General features: G+C 45.1%; 13 protein-coding genes. 7 read left to right on the forward strand and 6 right to left on the reverse strand.

The genetic code is table 11. The features are described 5' to 3' along the window. The first annotated feature begins 7 nt into the window (after nucleotides 1-7). Both CLV31_RS08240 and CLV31_RS08245 read left to right on the forward strand, forming a co-directional pair. The gene (locus tag CLV31_RS08240) at nucleotides 8-3,148 is read left to right on the forward strand and encodes a WD40/YVTN/BNR-like repeat-containing protein (RefSeq protein WP_111392417.1); all 3,141 of its coding nucleotides are present in this window, start codon (nucleotides 8-10) and stop codon (nucleotides 3,146-3,148) included. An 84-nt stretch (nucleotides 3,149-3,232) separates the two neighbouring features. Then, nucleotides 3,233-4,513 carry an APC family permease gene (locus CLV31_RS08245; protein WP_111392418.1) on the forward strand — a complete coding sequence of 427 codons (1,281 nt, stop codon included), beginning with the start codon at nucleotides 3,233-3,235 and terminating at the stop codon, nucleotides 4,511-4,513. Here CLV31_RS08245 and CLV31_RS08250 read toward each other — a convergent pair. The 4 genes from CLV31_RS08250 to CLV31_RS08265 form a co-directional block, all read right to left on the reverse strand. After that, nucleotides 4,510-4,986 carry a tryptophan-rich sensory protein gene (locus CLV31_RS08250; RefSeq protein WP_111392419.1) on the reverse strand — a complete coding sequence of 159 codons (477 nt, stop codon included), beginning with the start codon at nucleotides 4,984-4,986 and terminating at the stop codon, nucleotides 4,510-4,512. The genes CLV31_RS08245 and CLV31_RS08250 overlap by 4 nt on opposite strands. A gap of 75 nt (nucleotides 4,987-5,061) precedes the next feature. Beyond that, nucleotides 5,062-5,508, reverse strand: a complete 447-nt coding sequence (locus tag CLV31_RS08255) for a DinB family protein (RefSeq protein WP_111392420.1) — start codon at nucleotides 5,506-5,508, stop codon at nucleotides 5,062-5,064. Then, nucleotides 5,505-6,335 (reverse strand): N-acetylmuramidase domain-containing protein, encoded by an 831-nt coding sequence (locus CLV31_RS08260; RefSeq protein WP_111392628.1) that lies wholly within the window; start codon nucleotides 6,333-6,335, stop codon nucleotides 5,505-5,507. Before CLV31_RS08260 ends, CLV31_RS08255 begins: the two co-directional genes overlap by 4 nt. Before the next feature lie 76 nt (nucleotides 6,336-6,411). Beyond that, nucleotides 6,412-7,785, reverse strand: coding sequence for a DEAD/DEAH box helicase (locus CLV31_RS08265; protein WP_111392421.1), 1,374 nt, complete (start codon nucleotides 7,783-7,785; stop codon nucleotides 6,412-6,414). A 168-nt stretch (nucleotides 7,786-7,953) separates the two neighbouring features. Here CLV31_RS08265 and CLV31_RS08270 point away from each other — a divergent pair, with 168 nt between their 5' ends. Then, a complete protein-coding gene (locus CLV31_RS08270) occupies nucleotides 7,954-9,012 on the forward strand; it encodes a carboxypeptidase-like regulatory domain-containing protein (protein WP_111392422.1) in 1,059 nt (352 codons plus the stop codon). A 19-nt stretch (nucleotides 9,013-9,031) separates the two neighbouring features. Continuing rightward, nucleotides 9,032-10,900 (forward strand): gamma-glutamyltransferase family protein, encoded by a 1,869-nt coding sequence (locus CLV31_RS08275; protein ID WP_111392629.1) that lies wholly within the window; start codon nucleotides 9,032-9,034, stop codon nucleotides 10,898-10,900. A 112-nt stretch (nucleotides 10,901-11,012) separates the two neighbouring features. On the opposite strand, the gene CLV31_RS08280 is transcribed toward CLV31_RS08275, so the two are convergent. Together CLV31_RS08280 and arfB are read right to left on the reverse strand one after the other, a co-directional pair. Beyond that, nucleotides 11,013-11,459 (reverse strand): GNAT family N-acetyltransferase, encoded by a 447-nt coding sequence (locus CLV31_RS08280; protein ID WP_111392423.1) that lies wholly within the window; start codon nucleotides 11,457-11,459, stop codon nucleotides 11,013-11,015. A gap of 122 nt (nucleotides 11,460-11,581) precedes the next feature. Next, complete coding sequence (gene arfB / locus CLV31_RS08285; protein ID WP_111392424.1) at nucleotides 11,582-12,001, reverse strand: alternative ribosome rescue aminoacyl-tRNA hydrolase ArfB; 420 nt, start codon at nucleotides 11,999-12,001, stop codon at nucleotides 11,582-11,584. Between the two features lie 179 nt (nucleotides 12,002-12,180). Here arfB and mnmA point away from each other — a divergent pair, with 179 nt between their 5' ends. From mnmA to CLV31_RS08300, 3 genes are all read left to right on the forward strand, one after another. After that, a complete protein-coding gene (mnmA, locus tag CLV31_RS08290) occupies nucleotides 12,181-13,392 on the forward strand; it encodes a tRNA 2-thiouridine(34) synthase MnmA (RefSeq protein ID WP_111392425.1) in 1,212 nt (403 codons plus the stop codon). Nucleotides 13,393-13,560: 168 nt separating this feature from the next. Next, nucleotides 13,561-14,265 (forward strand): pseudouridine synthase, encoded by a 705-nt coding sequence (locus tag CLV31_RS08295; RefSeq protein WP_111392426.1) that lies wholly within the window; start codon nucleotides 13,561-13,563, stop codon nucleotides 14,263-14,265. Between the two features lie 57 nt (nucleotides 14,266-14,322). Further along, nucleotides 14,323-15,783 (forward strand): M28 family peptidase, encoded by a 1,461-nt coding sequence (locus tag CLV31_RS08300; RefSeq protein WP_111392427.1) that lies wholly within the window; start codon nucleotides 14,323-14,325, stop codon nucleotides 15,781-15,783. Nucleotides 15,784-16,005 lie beyond the last annotated feature (222 nt).

Here is a 16,005-nt window from a genome sequence, read left to right on the forward strand (position 1 = left end):
TAGTCAAATGAACAAAATCTACCTTTTGATTGTGGCTGTTTTGTTGAGCTTGTCAGTTCAAGCACAGCAAGTCAACATGGATGTATTTAAATCCATGAAAGCCAGAAGCATCGGACCCGGCGCCATGAGCGGGCGGATCACCGCGATCGATGCCATCCATGAAAACCCAAATATCATCTATGCCGGATCTGCCTCAGGCGGTCTATGGAAATCTACTTCAGGTGGAATCACCTGGGAGCCGATTTTTGACAATGAACGGGTACACTCCATCGGAGCCATTTCCATTTATCAGAAAAACCCAAACATCATCTGGGTGGGTACCGGTGAAGGCAATCCACGTAACTCCCTAAACATGGGATATGGAGTATACCGCTCTCTGGATGCAGGTAAAACCTGGCAACTGATGGGATTGGAAAAAACCCGCGCCATCCACCGAATCATCGTTCACCCTGACGATCCCAACACCGTTTTTGTCGGAGCGATCGGTTCTCCATGGGGTACACAGGAAGAGCGCGGTGTCTATAAAACTACCGACGGGGGCAAAACCTGGAAAAAAATACTTTATGTAGATACAAAGACTGGGGTGGGTGAAATGATCATGGACCCAAACAACCCCAACAAGATTTTTGTCAATATGTGGGAGCACAGAAGATACCCTTGGTTTTTTGAATCAGGCGGGGAATCATCAGGCTTATATGTGACCCAGGATGGCGGAGATACTTGGAAAAAACTTTCCGCAGAAGAAAATGGACTTCCAAAAGGGAAACTCGGAAGAATGGGACTGGCAATTTCCAAAGCCAACAGCAACAAGGTATATGCCTTGATCGAATCCTCGAAAAACGCACTTTATGTGTCAGAAGACGGTGGAGAGAAATTCTCCATGATTAATGACAAAGGTGAAATCGGCGATCGTCCGTTTTACTACTTCGAAATCTACGCGGATCCAAAGAACGAGAACCGCCTTTATACCCTTTACTCCAGAGTAGGAATCTCAGAAGATGGCGGAAAAAGCTTCCGCGAACTGCTCTCTTATGAAGGAGTACACCCCGACCACCACGCTTGGTATATCAATCCAAACGATCCTTCTTTACTCATTAATGGAAACGACGGAGGGCTTAACATCTCCCGTGACATGGGTAAAACCTGGTACTTTGCCGAAGGCATCACAGTAGGTCAATTTTACCACATCAACGTGGACAATGAGGTTCCTTATAATGTCTATGGAGGGATGCAGGACAACGGTTCTTGGACCGGCCCGGCTTACCTATGGAGAGTGGATGGCATCCGCAATACCTATTGGCAGGAGGTCTCCTTCGGAGACGGTTTTGACGTGGTATCTCACCCGTCCAATTCACGCTATGGCTACACGATGTCCCAAGGAGGTAATGTGAGCCGATTTGACAAACTCACCGGACACAACAGAACCATCCGCCCTACGCATCCGGATAAAGACATATTCCTGAGATTCAATTGGAATGCGGCAATTGCTCAGGATCCTCACGATGCCAACACCGTCTATTATGCATCCCAATTCCTTCACAAGTCAACGGATTCCGGTGAAACTTGGGAGATCATCTCTCCGGATTTGACCACCAATGATTCCACCAAGCAGCGTCAGCAGATGACCGGAGGTTTGACTTTTGACATTACCGGTGCAGAAAACCACACCACCATCATTGCCATCGCTCCTTCTCCGGTAGATAAAAATGTGATTTGGGTGGGTACTGATGATGGCAACTTGCAAGTGACCACGGATGGTGGAAAAACTTGGACCAATGTAGCTTCTAAATTGACCGGCCTTCCAAAAGCATCATGGATCCCTCAAGTTCAGGCATCCAGGTACAATGCCGGGGAAGTTTGGGTCGTAGCCAACAACTACCGAAACAATGATTTTGCAGCCTATGCCTACCATAGTTCAGATTATGGCAAGACCTTTACCCGCATCGCTGACGATTCCAAAGTATGGGGCTATACGCTATCCATCAAGCAGGACACAGAAGAGCCCAATTTGGTTTTCTTGGGTACTGAATTCGGTTTGTACGTTTCCTTCGACAAGGCTAAAACCTGGAACAAATGGGAACATGGCTATCCAAAGGCGGTTTCGACCTACGACATGACCATTCAGGAAAGAGAAGCTGACTTGGTGATCGGTACCTTTGGTCGTGCCATTTACATCTTGGATGATATCCGGCCTTTGAGAGCTTTCGCGAAAAATGGAGGAAAAGCTCCTACCGGAAAAGTAACTGCTTTCCCGGCCCCAGAGGCCTATCAGGCCGAAATCCAGCGTGCACATGGTGAGCGATTTATGGCCTCTGCCAAATATGCCGGAGAAAACAGACCCTTTGGTGGACGCTTGAGCTTTTACATCAATGACGACAAGGAAAAGTTGGATTCCGTGACGGTCAACATCTTCAATGCTGCCGGGGAACAAATCCGAACTTTGAAATCCTTGCCTTCTAAAGGTGTGAACAGAATCATCTGGAACCTAGACCGTAAATCAACCGCTGAAATAAGCGGTGGTTTCGGTGGTGGTCAAGGAGGAGGACGTCGTGGGTTCTTTGAACCGAGCGGCGGCGATGCCCTTCCCGGTACCTACAAAGTCGTCTTTGAATATGGTGGAGAAACATCCGAAACCTCCATTAAAGTAAATGTTGATCCAAGAATCGACCCTAAACTGGCAGATCTACAGGCTCGTGAGATTTTTGTGAAAAAAGTGGAAGCTCTTTCTTCTGAAGTCACTGCAGCCACACGAAAGCTCGACGACGCCCAGAAAGTCATCGATAAGGTCAATGCCATGATCAAAGACGTAAAAACGGAAGAAGCCAAGGCCTTGGAAACAGCAGCCAAAGACATCAAGAAAAAACTGGATGCTACAAGGGAAGCGTTCACCGGCCCTAGAAGAGAAGGTCAGGGAATCGTGAGAAACCTATACCCTACTACAATGACCAGACTCTTTGCACCTCGAAGCTACGCCAACTCCAGCTATGGAGCTCCTGGGGCCACAGAAGAGCGTTTGTTTACCCAGGCCAAAGAAGCCGCAGATGAGGCGATTGCCAAGGTCAATGCCTTTATGAACGGCGACTGGAAAGCGTTCGAAGAAAAAGTAAAAGCCACTCCGATTGACCTTTTTGAGGCAGTCAAAAATTGATAAAAACCACCAGTAATAAGAAAAAGCATCCTGAGTTTCGGGATGCTTTTTTTTGTGTCTGCCTTTCCACTAATTTGAACTGAAATGCTATCAAACTCTAAAATCTCCTGGAAAACCGCAGCGGGTCTGGTCGTGGCCAATATGATCGGAACTGGGGTATTTACCAGTCTGGGTTTTCAACTTGCTGTTGTTCAGAACACCTGGACTATTTTGATCTTATGGATGGTTGGTGGAATCATGGCCCTCATCGGATCTTTTGTTTATGCAGAATTGGGAACTCACTTTCGGAGAACCGGCGGCGATTACATATTTCTTTCGGAATCCATCCATCCTTCTGTCGGCTATTTGTATGCTTGGGTGTCTTTGGTGGTCGGATTTTCTGCCCCCATTGCCATTGCAGCCATGGCGATGAATAATTACCTCAGCCCGCTTTTTGGCCAAAGTATTTTACCCGGACTGTTCTTTTTATTGGCAGTTCCGATTGCACATATCTTTTCAGTCAGTAGATCTGCACAATTTCAGGACCTAATGACCTTGGTCAAAATCCTGTTTGTGCTCGTTTTGATTGGGATGGGTCTTTTTTCCGGTTCAAAAGTTGAGGTGTCAGCCATTGACCTTTCCTCTTCTTGGCAAGAGGAGGTATTACTACCCGGATTTGCAGTGTCTTTGATTTATGTCTTTTATGCCTACACCGGGTGGAATTCGGCAGCATATATCATTGAAGAAGTGGATCAACCGCAAAAAAACCTTCCCAAAGCACTTATTTCCGCCACCCTTTCCGTCATGGTGATTTACATCTTACTCCAATTGGTCCTGCTCAAGCATGCCTCTGTGGATCAACTGAGCGGAAAAGTAGAAGTAGCAGACATTGCATTTGGAAACCTGTTGGGAAGCGGCGGTGCACTTTGGGTTAGTTTCTTTATCGGTATCCAGTTGATCGCTACGATTTCAGGCTATGCCTGGGTTGGCCCGAGAGTGACCTATGCCATGGCCAAGGACTTCAAACTTTGGCACCCATTGGCGAAAATAAATTCCAACGGTATACCTGTTCGGGCGATTTTTCTCAATTCTGCCATCAGCCTTATTCTTTTCGTTTCAGGATCATTTGAGCAGGTAATGCTCTATGCGGGATTTGTCCTTCAGCTGATGGGCACTGTCACCATCTTTTCCTCCCTTAGAATCCAAAAAGAAAATGGCTTTAAGACACCATTTAAACCCCTTTTGCAAATCATTTATCTGATCTTCAGCTCGGCAATTATGGGCTATTTGGTTTGGGACAGGCCCAAAGAGAGCTTGGCCGGAATCGGAATATTGCTTTTGGGAGCAATGCTGTATGCATTTGACAGCAGAGCCTCAAAAAGCTAATTTTTGGATAGCCTAAGTTGCCCAAGGATGATCATGGTGGCAAAAAAAGTCCATACCACAATCGGGAAAACTAAATAAGAAAGTCCTGCTGAAAGATCTGACACCTTCCTCCCTACCCATAATGCCGCAAGAATCACCAGTATATTTCCAAAAAGTCCAAATTTCAAGGCAGAGATCCCAGTCAATTTTTCCAAGCCAAGGGTGTAATAGGCATAACTCGAACAAATCACGGCCAACAAAATAGTCATGGAGGCTAAATTGGACTCTTGGATGAGCATCAAGTTATACCTCAAAATGGCCAAGAGAAAAAATAAAAATACCCAAACGAGGGGAATTACAAATCCGGGAGGCTCAAACCAAAGCCTTTTCCTTTTCTCATTTCCTTCAAACCGCAACCCTAGAAAATAGGCCGGAACATTGATCAGGAAAAGAATGGCGTAAAACAAAAGAAGGTTAACGAGGAGACCTACCATGCATGTAATGTAACCAAAAATATTCTCCTCATTCCTGAAAAAATCACGTTGATTCCCATTTTATGACGGACGATTCTATTGATCCAGCAACCTGCGATGGTAATTTATCTGACCTAAATGATAATTGAAATGCCCATAGAGGTGGATCAGAAAATAGCCAATGGTCATGGGATGCCCAAAAAAAGCGTGCAAAGACATATCGCCAAGGCGATCAGGATGAAGGTTGAGCAGTGACTGCTCCACGACACCCTTTACTTCCGAGAGTTCCTGAAGCAAGGCTTCTCTAGGTTCTCCCTTATGAGCAAACTCTCTTTCTCTGTTTCTTTCATAGGCAATACCACCCAAATCCAAACCGATAAAATGCCTAAGATTTCCAAAAAGATGCAAAGCCAGATTTCCTGCCGAGTTGGAAATACCCTGGTCCACCATCCAAAGATGAGCTTCATTTTGGTAAGCCCTCAGCTCCTCTTCCAGCTTGGATAAATCCCTCTGAAACAACAGATTAAATTCCTTTAGATTCATGAATGATTAAGATGTTTCCGGTAAGCATTCTCCAATTTGATATCGTATTTATTTTGGGCGTAAGCTGGGCCATTATAACAATGCGCAAACTTAGCCCAGTTTTTCGCCTTTAAATGCTGGATACATCCAAAGACTGTGATGTATCTTCCGAAGGCTTCTAATTGATTTCGTTCATGGATGTACATCTGATCCACAAATTCCTGAACTGAAGCATACCCCAATTTTTTAGCATGAAATCCCATGATCTGGTAGCTTCCCCAAGATGCAGAGGCAAGTGCGGCTTCTCTTACTTTTGGATCCGGTAATAAGGAGGCTGCTTTTTCAAGTCTGTCATATTCTCTGGGTCCACCGATGTAGTGGCTCTTTGTCCACCTGGAATATAATACATCCGAGTTGGAAGGGTTGGAGATCAAATTGGGATTGAAGCCCCGCTCCTGTAGCTGTTTCCAGAAAATATGGCCTTCAAACAGGATTTTAGGCTTTCCATCTATCAAAAAACCTTTGCCACTGCTTTCTACCTCATTGACTGCCTTGACCGCGGGAAGCTCCAACTGGTGCTTTTGGGCAAAATCTTTTAAGTCTTGTTCGCTCAGAAACTTATCTGCTAAAGTTTGGGCAGGTCTGGTTTTGTCTACCAAGAGGGTCCAAGTTTTCACTCCTACCTCTCCGTCTACTACCAGACCGTTTTTTCGTTGAAAATCTCTGACAGCTGCATCGGTAAGGTTTCCAAAGTAACCGGTGGCGGGAATCTGATACCCTGATTTTCCCAAAAGCTCTTGAAGATAGGAGACAAAAGGGCCGCTGGATCTAAGTTTTAAGTATTGCATGGCATTTGGCATAAAAATGAAAAGTACTTCAAGTTACCTGAAGTACTTCACAATTGCCAACCTATCACGCTAAATATCAAGGATCAATCACGTTCTTTCGCTGTCCGTATTTACTCGGTTTTGTTTCTGATTTTAGCGCCTCAGATTCCTTGGGCCGTTCTGGCCTAGGAGCCCGCACTTCCACTTCCGATCTTGGCTTTGACTGCTCCTTGGTAGCTGATGATTCTTGACCACTCGGCTTTTTCTTCTTTTTTTTCTTTTTGCTCTTATCAGGATTTGGCTTGGAAAATTCCTTTTTGGGCTTGTCTCCAGCGTATTCAGGTCCTTTTTCCATATGCTCTGGAAGAGGATTTTGGGTTACGCTCATCCCGATCAGCTTTTCGATACGGACAAATTTGTGTTGGTCTTTAGGATTGACAAAAGTGATGGCTTCTCCTTCTTTGTCCGCTCTGGCGGTTCTGCCAACCCGGTGCACATAGTCTTCCGGATCGCTGGGCGTATCATAATTGATAACCAATTCGATTCCTACCACATCGATACCTCTGGAAATAATATCCGTCCCGATCAGGATCTTCACTGCCTTATTTTTGAAGGCCGACATGATTTTTTCCCGTTCTACCTGCTCCAGGTCAGAATGAAACGCTTCCACATCGAATCCTTTTTTCAGCACCTTGTAAAGCGCTTTGACTTTATCCTTGGTCGAGCAAAAAATGATGACAGCTTCATACGCTTTTTGGGACAGGATATGACGGACCAATTCCTCCTTTTGGGTATCATAGACCGAGTACATGGATTGGGTCACTCCTTCTGCCGTTTTGCCAATGGCAATGGAGATTTCCTCCGGTTTGTTCAGAATTTTCATACTGAATTGACGGATTTTGGGTGGCATGGTCGCTGAGAAAAGGATGGTTTGACGGTTTTTAGGGAGATAATTGACGATTTTGAGGATATCATCAGAAAAACCCATGTCCATCATTCGGTCCGCTTCGTCAAGAATTAAGTGTTCGAGCGAGCTCAAATCCATCTTTCCACCAGCCAGTAAAGCAATCAACCTGCCTGGCGTAGCAACTACGATTTCAGCGCCTGTTTCCAGCGCTTTTTTCTGTTGCTCCCAAATGACACCGTCTCCTCCTCCATAAATCGGAACAGAGCTTACTCCCAAAAAATAGGAAAAACCCTGAATCTGCTGATCGATCTGAATGGCCAACTCACGCGTAGGAGCCAAAATCAGTGTATTAAGAGAAGTAGATCCTGATTTGGAAATCTTGTTTAAGATCGGAAGGACAAAAGCCGCTGTCTTACCGGTACCTGTTTGGGCACAGGCTATGAGATCTTTTCCTTCCATAATGACCGGAATGGCCAATTGCTGAATGGGGGTGGGTTGATCAAAACCCATGGCATCAAGCCCCTCCTGAAGAGACGACTCGAAATTAAATGACTGAAAATTCAACTTAAGGTGATTTTATTAGGTAAAAAGGGATCGGAAAAATACCGATCATCCAAAGATACAGGAATTTAGAAGAAAATTTGGGAATCAAGCCTTGGAAAGGATTTTTCCATGTAAATCATTTAGTATCACTCTTTAGTTTGGTTTATATTGATACCCAAGTTGAAAAAAATGAGACCATCCTTCCTTCGCTATGCGCTCACTCTTCTCGTCCTTACTTTGTTAGGTGGCAATCTGTTTGCACAAAAATATAGTGTCAAAGGAAGAGTATTGGACTCAGACTCCAAAGAATTCATCGAGGGAGCCACAGTCACCCTTCGAAATACGGCTTTTGGAGGAATCACCGGAGGAGTGGGAAACTTTTCCCTCGAAGGTATTCCAGAGGAAAAATACACCTTGGCCATCGCCTATCAAGGGTATAATTTATTTGAAAAAATCATCCGGGTGACCGAAGATCTCAATTTAGGGGAATTGTATCTGGTCAAATTCGGAAGTGAAGGAACAGGTGCTGCCCTGCAAAAAACCATCCGCTCCACCAATGTCAGTAGATTATTAGTCGAACGCCCGAATTTTATAGGCGGAAATATGGTGTATGGTATCCCACCTGATCCAAAAAAGGTAGAGGGCAATTTTTACTTGGATAAAAAATGGAATTTGGCTTCGATTCTTCTTTACAGAGATCAGGAAATTCTGGAAGACTTTCGAGTGAGATACAATATCAACTCCAACAACTTTGAATTGATGGAGCCGGAAACCTTCCAAATCACCACCCTTCAGGGTTATCGGGTACAAAATATTGTGTGGATGGACAGCAGCTACAAGGTACCCCGATATTTTGTCAACGGAATGGACTTCCGGGAAGATGGAGCGCCGATATCCGGTTTTTTTGAAGTGATCGTGGAGGGACAGCTACCCCTGATGCGAAGGACTAAGGCTATTTTCAAAGAATCGAATTACAACACAGCACTGATGGTCGGCAACCGCAACGATCAGATAATCAAGCGGAATGTCTATTACTATTTGAGAGAAAAAGATCTCTATGAAGTGCCTAAAAAAAGGAAAGACCTTTTCTTGATTTTCGGAGATAAAGCTTCTCAGGTCGAGGCATTTGTCAACGAAAACCAAATTGATCTCAAGCAAACCAGTTCAATCTTTCAGATCTTCACTTATTACAATTCCCTCTATCCAGGTTTTGTACCCATCATGAGTCAGCTTCTGGATGAAAATTAAACACCCAACCATCACCCTAATGAAAAAAATTTACTTTCTGGCATTCCTTTTTATTTCCTGGAATGCTTTAGCTCAGGGATTACCTGGCCTCGGTGCAGGCACCACACCAAATAATCGCCCCATTCTTCATGGCAAAAATTGGGTAGCTATCACCGGCAAACCTCTCGCGGCCACAGCCGGCTCCATGATTTTCCAGCAAGGAGGAAATGCCGTAGACGCTGCCTGCGCGATGATTGCCGCCACATCCACTATGTGGGACGTCCTCTCTTGGGGAGGCGAAACCCAAGCCTTGATCTATAATCCAAACACAAAAAAAGTTATCGGAATCAATGCTATGGGCGTTGCTCCCACCGGTGCCACCGTAGATTTTTACAAATCTCAAGGTATGGATTACCCACCGCAATTTGGTCCTTTGGCGGCGACCACTCCAGGTACGCCTGGAGGGATCATGACCATGTTGGCAGAGTTTGGCACCATGAGTCTGGAGCAGGTGCTCAAGCCTGCTATGGACTTGGCCAAAGGCTACCCGATCGAAGCCCAAACCGCCAATGCCATCGAAAACAACAAGGATAAAATCAAAGAATGGCCCTATTCCAAAAAGGTATTTTTACCTCACTTGGGTGAGCAAAGAGAGGCGCCATCGGCCGGAGAAATCTTCGTGCAGGAAGATTTGTACCAAACGCTTCTCAAACTTGTGGAAGCCGAACGAGCCGCATTGAAAGCCAAGAAAAGCCGAAAAGAAGCCATCTATGCGGCCTATGACCGTTTTTACAAAGGTGACATTGCCAAAGAAATCGTGAGAGGTACCCGAGAGCAGGGAGGTTTGTTTACAGAAGCGGATTTAGCCAACTGGAAAGTGAAAATCGAAGAACCCCTTCAGGTCAACTACCGGGGGGTGGACGTGTACAAACTTCAGGAATGGACACAAGGACCTGCTTTGCTTCAGTCCTTGAACATTCTGGAAAACTTTGACCTGAAGTCCATGGGCTACAACTCGGCTAATTACATCAACACCGTCTATCAGGCGATGAGTTTGGCCTTTGCAGACCGGGATTTTTACTACGGTGATCCGGCATTTGTGAAGTCTCCCATGAAAAGTCTTCTTTCCAAAGAATATGCAAAAGAACGTGCCAAACTGATCGGCGAGGTCAATGACCCCAAAATCACCGCAGGCGACCCCTACCCTTACCAAGGGGAAAGCAATCCCTACCTCAACCTACTGAACAAAAACAAGCAAACCGTCGCTGCCCTTTCTCCTGAAGATCTTAAAGCTGGTTTGGATGAAAAATTCCTAGCAGACTTCCAAAGCGGTACTACATCTGTCCAGACAGCAGATGCGGAAGGTTGGGTCGTTTCGGTGACTCCATCCGGCGGTTGGATTCCCGCAGTCATTGCCGGAAATACCGGCGTAGGACTTTCTCAGCGGATGCAAAGCTTTGTTTTGGACGAAAACCTGAATCCCTACAACCTGCCCGAACCGGGCAAGCGACCGAGAGTGACCTTGACTCCAAGCCTGGCGATGAAAGACGGAAAGCCCTACCTAGCCTTCTCTGTTCAGGGCGGTGATTCTCAGGATCAGAACCTCCTGCAGTTTTTCCTGAATGTGGTCGAGTTTGACATGAATGTGCAGGAAGCTGTCGAAGCCCCCAACTTCAATTCCTACCAAATGCAAAGCAGCTTTGGGGACCATGAAATCCGTCCGGGAGCCATCACCCTTCGTGAAGACACACCGGAATGGATCCGAAGAGATCTACTCCGAAAAGGATACATCATGGATTTTTGGAACAAAACCTCCGGCCCTATCACCGCCATCTGGATCGACTGGAAGCATGGCACCTTATGGGGGGGCGCGAGTAATTATGGAGATGATTATGGGATAGCGTGGTAATGCAGGATATCGGATTTCGGTATTTTGATTTCGGATTAAAAGGAAAGGAATGGACGAGAGTCTGTTCCTTTTTTTTCTCTCACTCAATACCTAAATCAATGCGGTGATTATCCTAAGGTCTCACCATCTCCACATGAGGAATATCATCCTCAAGATACTCCTCCCCCTCTTCCACAAAGCCCAAGGCCTCATAAAACGGTTTGGCATACACTTGAGCACCAATTCGAATCGGTCCAGCACCAAAGAGTTCCTTACAGTAGCGAATACCCAATTCCATGACAATTTTTCCTACACCTGTACCACGATGGGAAGGTGCAGAAATCACCCGTCCAATGGAAATTTCATCAAAGGAAACTCCAGCCGGTAGCAAGCGGCAATATCCCACCAAGCGTTGAGAATCATATACCAGCAGATGATCACACTTTTGATCCTTGTTGTCCAGGTCCAAGTAGGGACAATTTTGCTCTACAATAAAGACCTCAGCTCTTAGCCGTAAAAGGTCGTAGAGCTCGTGGATACTGAGTTCCTGAAAGGATTTGATGGTATGAGATAGATTCATTAATGAAAGAAGAAGAGGTTTTTAAAAAGGTTGATTTTAAAACCAAAATTGAATCATCCTCTAAGCTTTTCCAAGTATATCAATCAATAGACTCGACCAATTGAAAATAAATTTCGCCAATCTTACAACTTCCAGTTCCGATTCGCCTTTTTCTCTGCTTTCGCCTTTTTGGATTTGAGTCGATCCTCAATAGCGCCTTTGGAAGGTTTGGTGGCTTTTCGGATTTTTTTCTTGTGAAATGCAGTTCGAAGCAGATCGTAAAACTTTCGGATGACCAATTCTTTATTTTGGATCTGTGACCGTTTTTCTTGGGATGAAAGCTGCAAAAATCCCTCCTGATCGATCTTATTCGAAGCTTTTTGAAGCAAAGTCAATTTTTCCTCCTCGCTTAAAATCAGGGAATTATTCACATCGAACTTGAGTTGGACTTTAGTCTCCACCTTATTGACATTCTGCCCTCCCGGACCGCTGCTTCGGGCAGTCTGAAACTGGAGTTCGGGGATAAAATCACCATTTTTGATGCGGGTTTCGAGGGATGACATGGAATTGGAAGATTGAAAGAGTACAAGATTGAAAAATTATTTTGGATTCACTCTTAAAGACAATTTTTCAAATCTCAAATTTCAAATCTCTGATTTCTCTACCTTCGTGAACTTATCCAAAGTTTAAAAACGTTTCCATCCCGTAACCTAATGGACCTTGAATCCATTAACCATTACTTATGAAAACAAAACCTAGAGTAGTCGTCGGCCTCTCCGGCGGTGTGGACAGCAGCGTGGCTGCCAAACTTTTAATCGATCAGGGCTACGAAGTCATCGGCATGTTTATGAAAAACTGGCACGATGAATCCGTCACCATCTCCAACGAATGCCCTTGGATGGAGGACTCCACCGATGCCATGCTCGTGGCCGAAAAACTCGGAATCCCCTTCCAAGCCATCGATCTCAGCGAAGAATATCGCGAACGCATCGTGGATTACATGTTTGCAGAATACGAAGCTGGCCGGACCCCCAACCCGGATATCCTGTGCAATCGGGAAATCAAATTCGATATCTTCCTCAAAGCCGCCCAAAAGCTCAAAGCTGATTTTGTTGCCACCGGCCACTATTGTCAAAAGCGGGAATTCGAAGTGGACGGAAATCCGGTCTATCAACTGATTGCCGGAGCCGACCCCAATAAGGATCAAAGCTATTTTCTCTGTCAGTTGTCACAGGCACAATTGGCCAAGGCACTATTCCCGATTGGACATTTACAAAAGCCTCAAGTTCGGGAAATCGCCAAAGCTGCAGATTTGATTACAGCGGAAAAAAAGGATTCTCAAGGACTTTGTTTTATCGGGAAAGTAAGACTTCCCGACTTTCTTCAGCAGCAGCTCAAGCCTAAAAAAGGAAAAATCATCCAAATACCGGAGAATTTACCGGTATTTGACAGACTAAAAGTACCCGCCGGAATTGAACCACAGGATTGGGATCAAGAGACTTTGGATGCGGTGTGTCTGCCAATTCATTACACGGCTGATCAGGGAAAAGTATTGGGCGAACACAATGGTGCGCATTACTTCACCGTTGGTCAGCGGAAAGGCTTGCAGGTCGGAGGAACAGGAAAACCGCTTTTCGTAATCTCTACAGATACTCGAGAAAATGTGATATACACCGGACTGGGAGAAGAGCATCCGGGATTGAATCGTTTTGGCCTGTTTGTCAAAAAAGATCAAGTTCACTGGATTCGGGAAGACTTGGCTTTGGCCCCCGGTCAGTATGCAGAATATGTGGCCCGAATCCGCTACCGTCAGCCCTTGTCCAAAGCGACTTTGATCATGAAGGAAATTGGCTTGTATGTGCTCTTCGAAAATGCACAAAAAGGAATCGCCTCCGGCCAGTTTGTGGCATGGTACCAAGGTGAAGAATGCATCGGTTCCGGAACTATTTTTTGAGTCATATCCCACAGATGGGCACAGAAAAAGCCACAGATTTTCACGGATATTTTTTAATCTGGAAAATCTGTGATTTTGATCCGTGTAAATCTGTGGGAAAAAGTATTTCTTAATTCCTTTCTTTGAGTCCTCTCCTATTCCCTTCGTGCCCTCTGTGGTCAAAAAAACATGCTTGAAATCATCTTCGAAGACGAACATCTGGTCATTATCGATAAGCCTGCCGGTCTGCTGGTCCACCGTACCCGACAGGCATTTGGAGAGGATGAAAATGCATTGATCCAGCTTCGGGACCAAATCGGTTCTTGGGTAGCACCTGTTCACCGCCTCGATCGAGCGACAAGTGGCCTTTTGCTTTTTGCCAAAAATGAAGAAATCCTCCCCGCATTAAAGGCAAAATTCATGGATCGGGAAGTTCAAAAAACCTATCTGACCATTGCAAGAGGAATTCCTCAGGAAAAAGAAGGGCTGATCGATCATCCACTCACCAGTGAGCGATCCAACAGACCTCAGGAAGCACAAACAAGATTTCGGGTTTTAGCCGAATCCGAAATTCCGTTCAATTCAACAGGTCGCTATCCGACCAGTAGATATAGTCTTATTGAGGTAGATTTACTTACCGGCCGCACTCATCAAATCCGAAGACATTTGGCTCATATTCGACACTATATAATCGGTGATAAGAAACACGGAGACAACAAGCAAAACATCTTTTTTGAGCGCCAGTTTGGTTTGCAGAATTTGCTGCTCCATGCCTGGAAACTCAGCTTTGATCATCCCCTTTCTTTGGAGAAAATAAGCCTTTCCTGCCCTCCTCCTGTACATTTCCGAACAATCATGCAGGAATTAGGCTGGAATCCGAAGGAAATTTTATAAGCGAATCACCCGATTCTGAATTTTCCATTACTTTAGACCAATTCAATTAATTACCCTATGCAAAAATCCCTGTTGACTCTCGGGCTTTTGGTTATTTCCGGCTCGCTGGTTTTGGCCCAAAAGCAGGATATCGAGAAAAAATTTGATGGCAAAACCGCCATTTCTGAATTTACCTACCTTGCTTCAGATGAACTGATGGGCCGTGACCCTGCCCGACCGGAAATGAAGCTAGCCTATACCTTTATCGCCTCATCACTTGAAAAAGCAGGGGCAAAACCGATCCCCGGTGCTGATGGCTTTTATCAAAACATTCCTTTTCGACTTTCCTCCCCTCCAAAGTCAGGAAAACTAACCATTGGAATCACAGATTATGCCCAAGGCAAAAATATGCTGGTGCTGGACGGAAAGTCCCTCACCGGGACCTTTGAACTGGTTGAAGTCGGATTTGGAATGGAAGAGGACTTTGCAGGAAAAGACCTCAAAGGTAAAATAGCAGTGGCCAATGTGGGTGCGCCCAATAGATTGACTCCCTCTGATCTTTTTTCCTTGGGTGGAGAAAAAAGCAAAAGGGCAAAAGAAGCCGGAGCCGTGGCTTTGATTGAGCGATTCAATGCCCCTGCAGTGCCTTGGCAATTGGCGTCCAACTTTCTAAATCGGGCAACCCTCACGTTGGATCAAGGTTCTTCCAGTGATTTGACCTATATCTGGGTGGAAGACCTGAAAAATCAACTGAGGGGGGATGTCTTGACCAAGGCTAACTTAGAAATTACCGGCAAAACAAACCGATCGGTGGATGGAAAGAATGTTGTGGCCTGGATTGAAGGGACGGATCCAAACCTCAAGAATGAATATGTGCTACTTTCTGCACATTATGATCACGTAGGAGTGGGTACGCCGGATGCACAAGGGGATTCGATCTACAATGGTGCTCGGGACAATGCCGTAGGAACAGTAGCTGTGATGAATGCCGCGAAATATTTTGCTCAGAATCCACCAAAACGATCCATCCTATTGGCCCTCTGGACGGCAGAAGAAAAGGGCTTGTTGGGTAGTGCCTATTTCGCAAATAATCCTTTGGTTCCCTTGGATCAAATCGTTTACAACCTCAACATTGACAATGCCGGATACAATGACACTTCACTGATTACAGTGATCGGATTAGGGAGAACAAGCGGGGATTTTCTATTGGAGGAAGCTGCCGCGGAATTTGGGGTAAAAGCTGTCTCAGATCCCTCTCCTGAACAAGGACTTTATGACCGCTCTGACAATGTCAACTTTGCAAGAAAAGGAATTCCAGCCCCGACTTTCTCTTTAGGATTTACTGCTTTTGATGACAGTATTCAAAAATATTATCACAAAGCCGGTGATCATGTAGACAATTTTGATTTGGATTATGCCCAGATCTATTGGAAAGCCTTTATTCTCTCAGCACAGAAAATCGCCAATTGGGATCAACGCCCAGCATGGAAAGCCGGTGACAAATACGAGGAAGTGAGTAAGCAGCTCTATGGAAAATGAGACTTTAGACACTAGACTCAAGACCATAGAATAAGGAATTTTGAGTGAAAGATGCGACTCTTGAAGTCACCTAAATAGCTACAAAATATTTATTTGAAATTTCGATCAGAATCTTTTAAGGATAAAAATTAGAGGCTGCCCTTCTTATGGACAGCCTCTTCTTTTGTTGTATAGGATTACACGAGTTGAACTTACTTTTCTGTTTTGTCTCCTCCTGATTCT

Source organism: Algoriphagus aquaeductus, assembly GCF_003253485.1.
GTDB classification, from domain to species: Bacteria; Bacteroidota; Bacteroidia; order Cytophagales; family Cyclobacteriaceae; genus Algoriphagus; species Algoriphagus aquaeductus.

Bases quoted from the DNA above. Each gene is read 5' to 3' on its own strand.
- CLV31_RS08240 (WP_111392417.1), top strand. From the start codon at position 8: ATGAACAAAATCTACCTTTTGATTGTGGCTGTTTTGTTGAGCTTGTCA.
- CLV31_RS08245 (WP_111392418.1), top strand. From the start codon at position 3,233: ATGCTATCAAACTCTAAAATCTCCTGGAAAACCGCAGCGGGTCTGGTC.
- CLV31_RS08250 (WP_111392419.1), bottom strand. From the start codon at position 4,986: ATGGTAGGTCTCCTCGTTAACCTTCTTTTGTTTTACGCCATTCTTTTC.
- CLV31_RS08255 (WP_111392420.1), bottom strand. From the start codon at position 5,508: ATGAATCTAAAGGAATTTAATCTGTTGTTTCAGAGGGATTTATCCAAG.
- CLV31_RS08260 (WP_111392628.1), bottom strand. From the start codon at position 6,335: ATGCAATACTTAAAACTTAGATCCAGCGGCCCTTTTGTCTCCTATCTT.
- CLV31_RS08270 (WP_111392422.1), top strand. From the start codon at position 7,954: ATGAGACCATCCTTCCTTCGCTATGCGCTCACTCTTCTCGTCCTTACT.
- CLV31_RS08275 (WP_111392629.1), top strand. From the start codon at position 9,032: ATGAAAAAAATTTACTTTCTGGCATTCCTTTTTATTTCCTGGAATGCT.
- CLV31_RS08280 (WP_111392423.1), bottom strand. From the start codon at position 11,459: ATGAATCTATCTCATACCATCAAATCCTTTCAGGAACTCAGTATCCAC.
- arfB (WP_111392424.1), bottom strand. From the start codon at position 12,001: ATGTCATCCCTCGAAACCCGCATCAAAAATGGTGATTTTATCCCCGAA.
- mnmA (WP_111392425.1), top strand. From the start codon at position 12,181: ATGAAAACAAAACCTAGAGTAGTCGTCGGCCTCTCCGGCGGTGTGGAC.
- CLV31_RS08295 (WP_111392426.1), top strand. From the start codon at position 13,561: ATGCTTGAAATCATCTTCGAAGACGAACATCTGGTCATTATCGATAAG.
- CLV31_RS08300 (WP_111392427.1), top strand. From the start codon at position 14,323: ATGCAAAAATCCCTGTTGACTCTCGGGCTTTTGGTTATTTCCGGCTCG.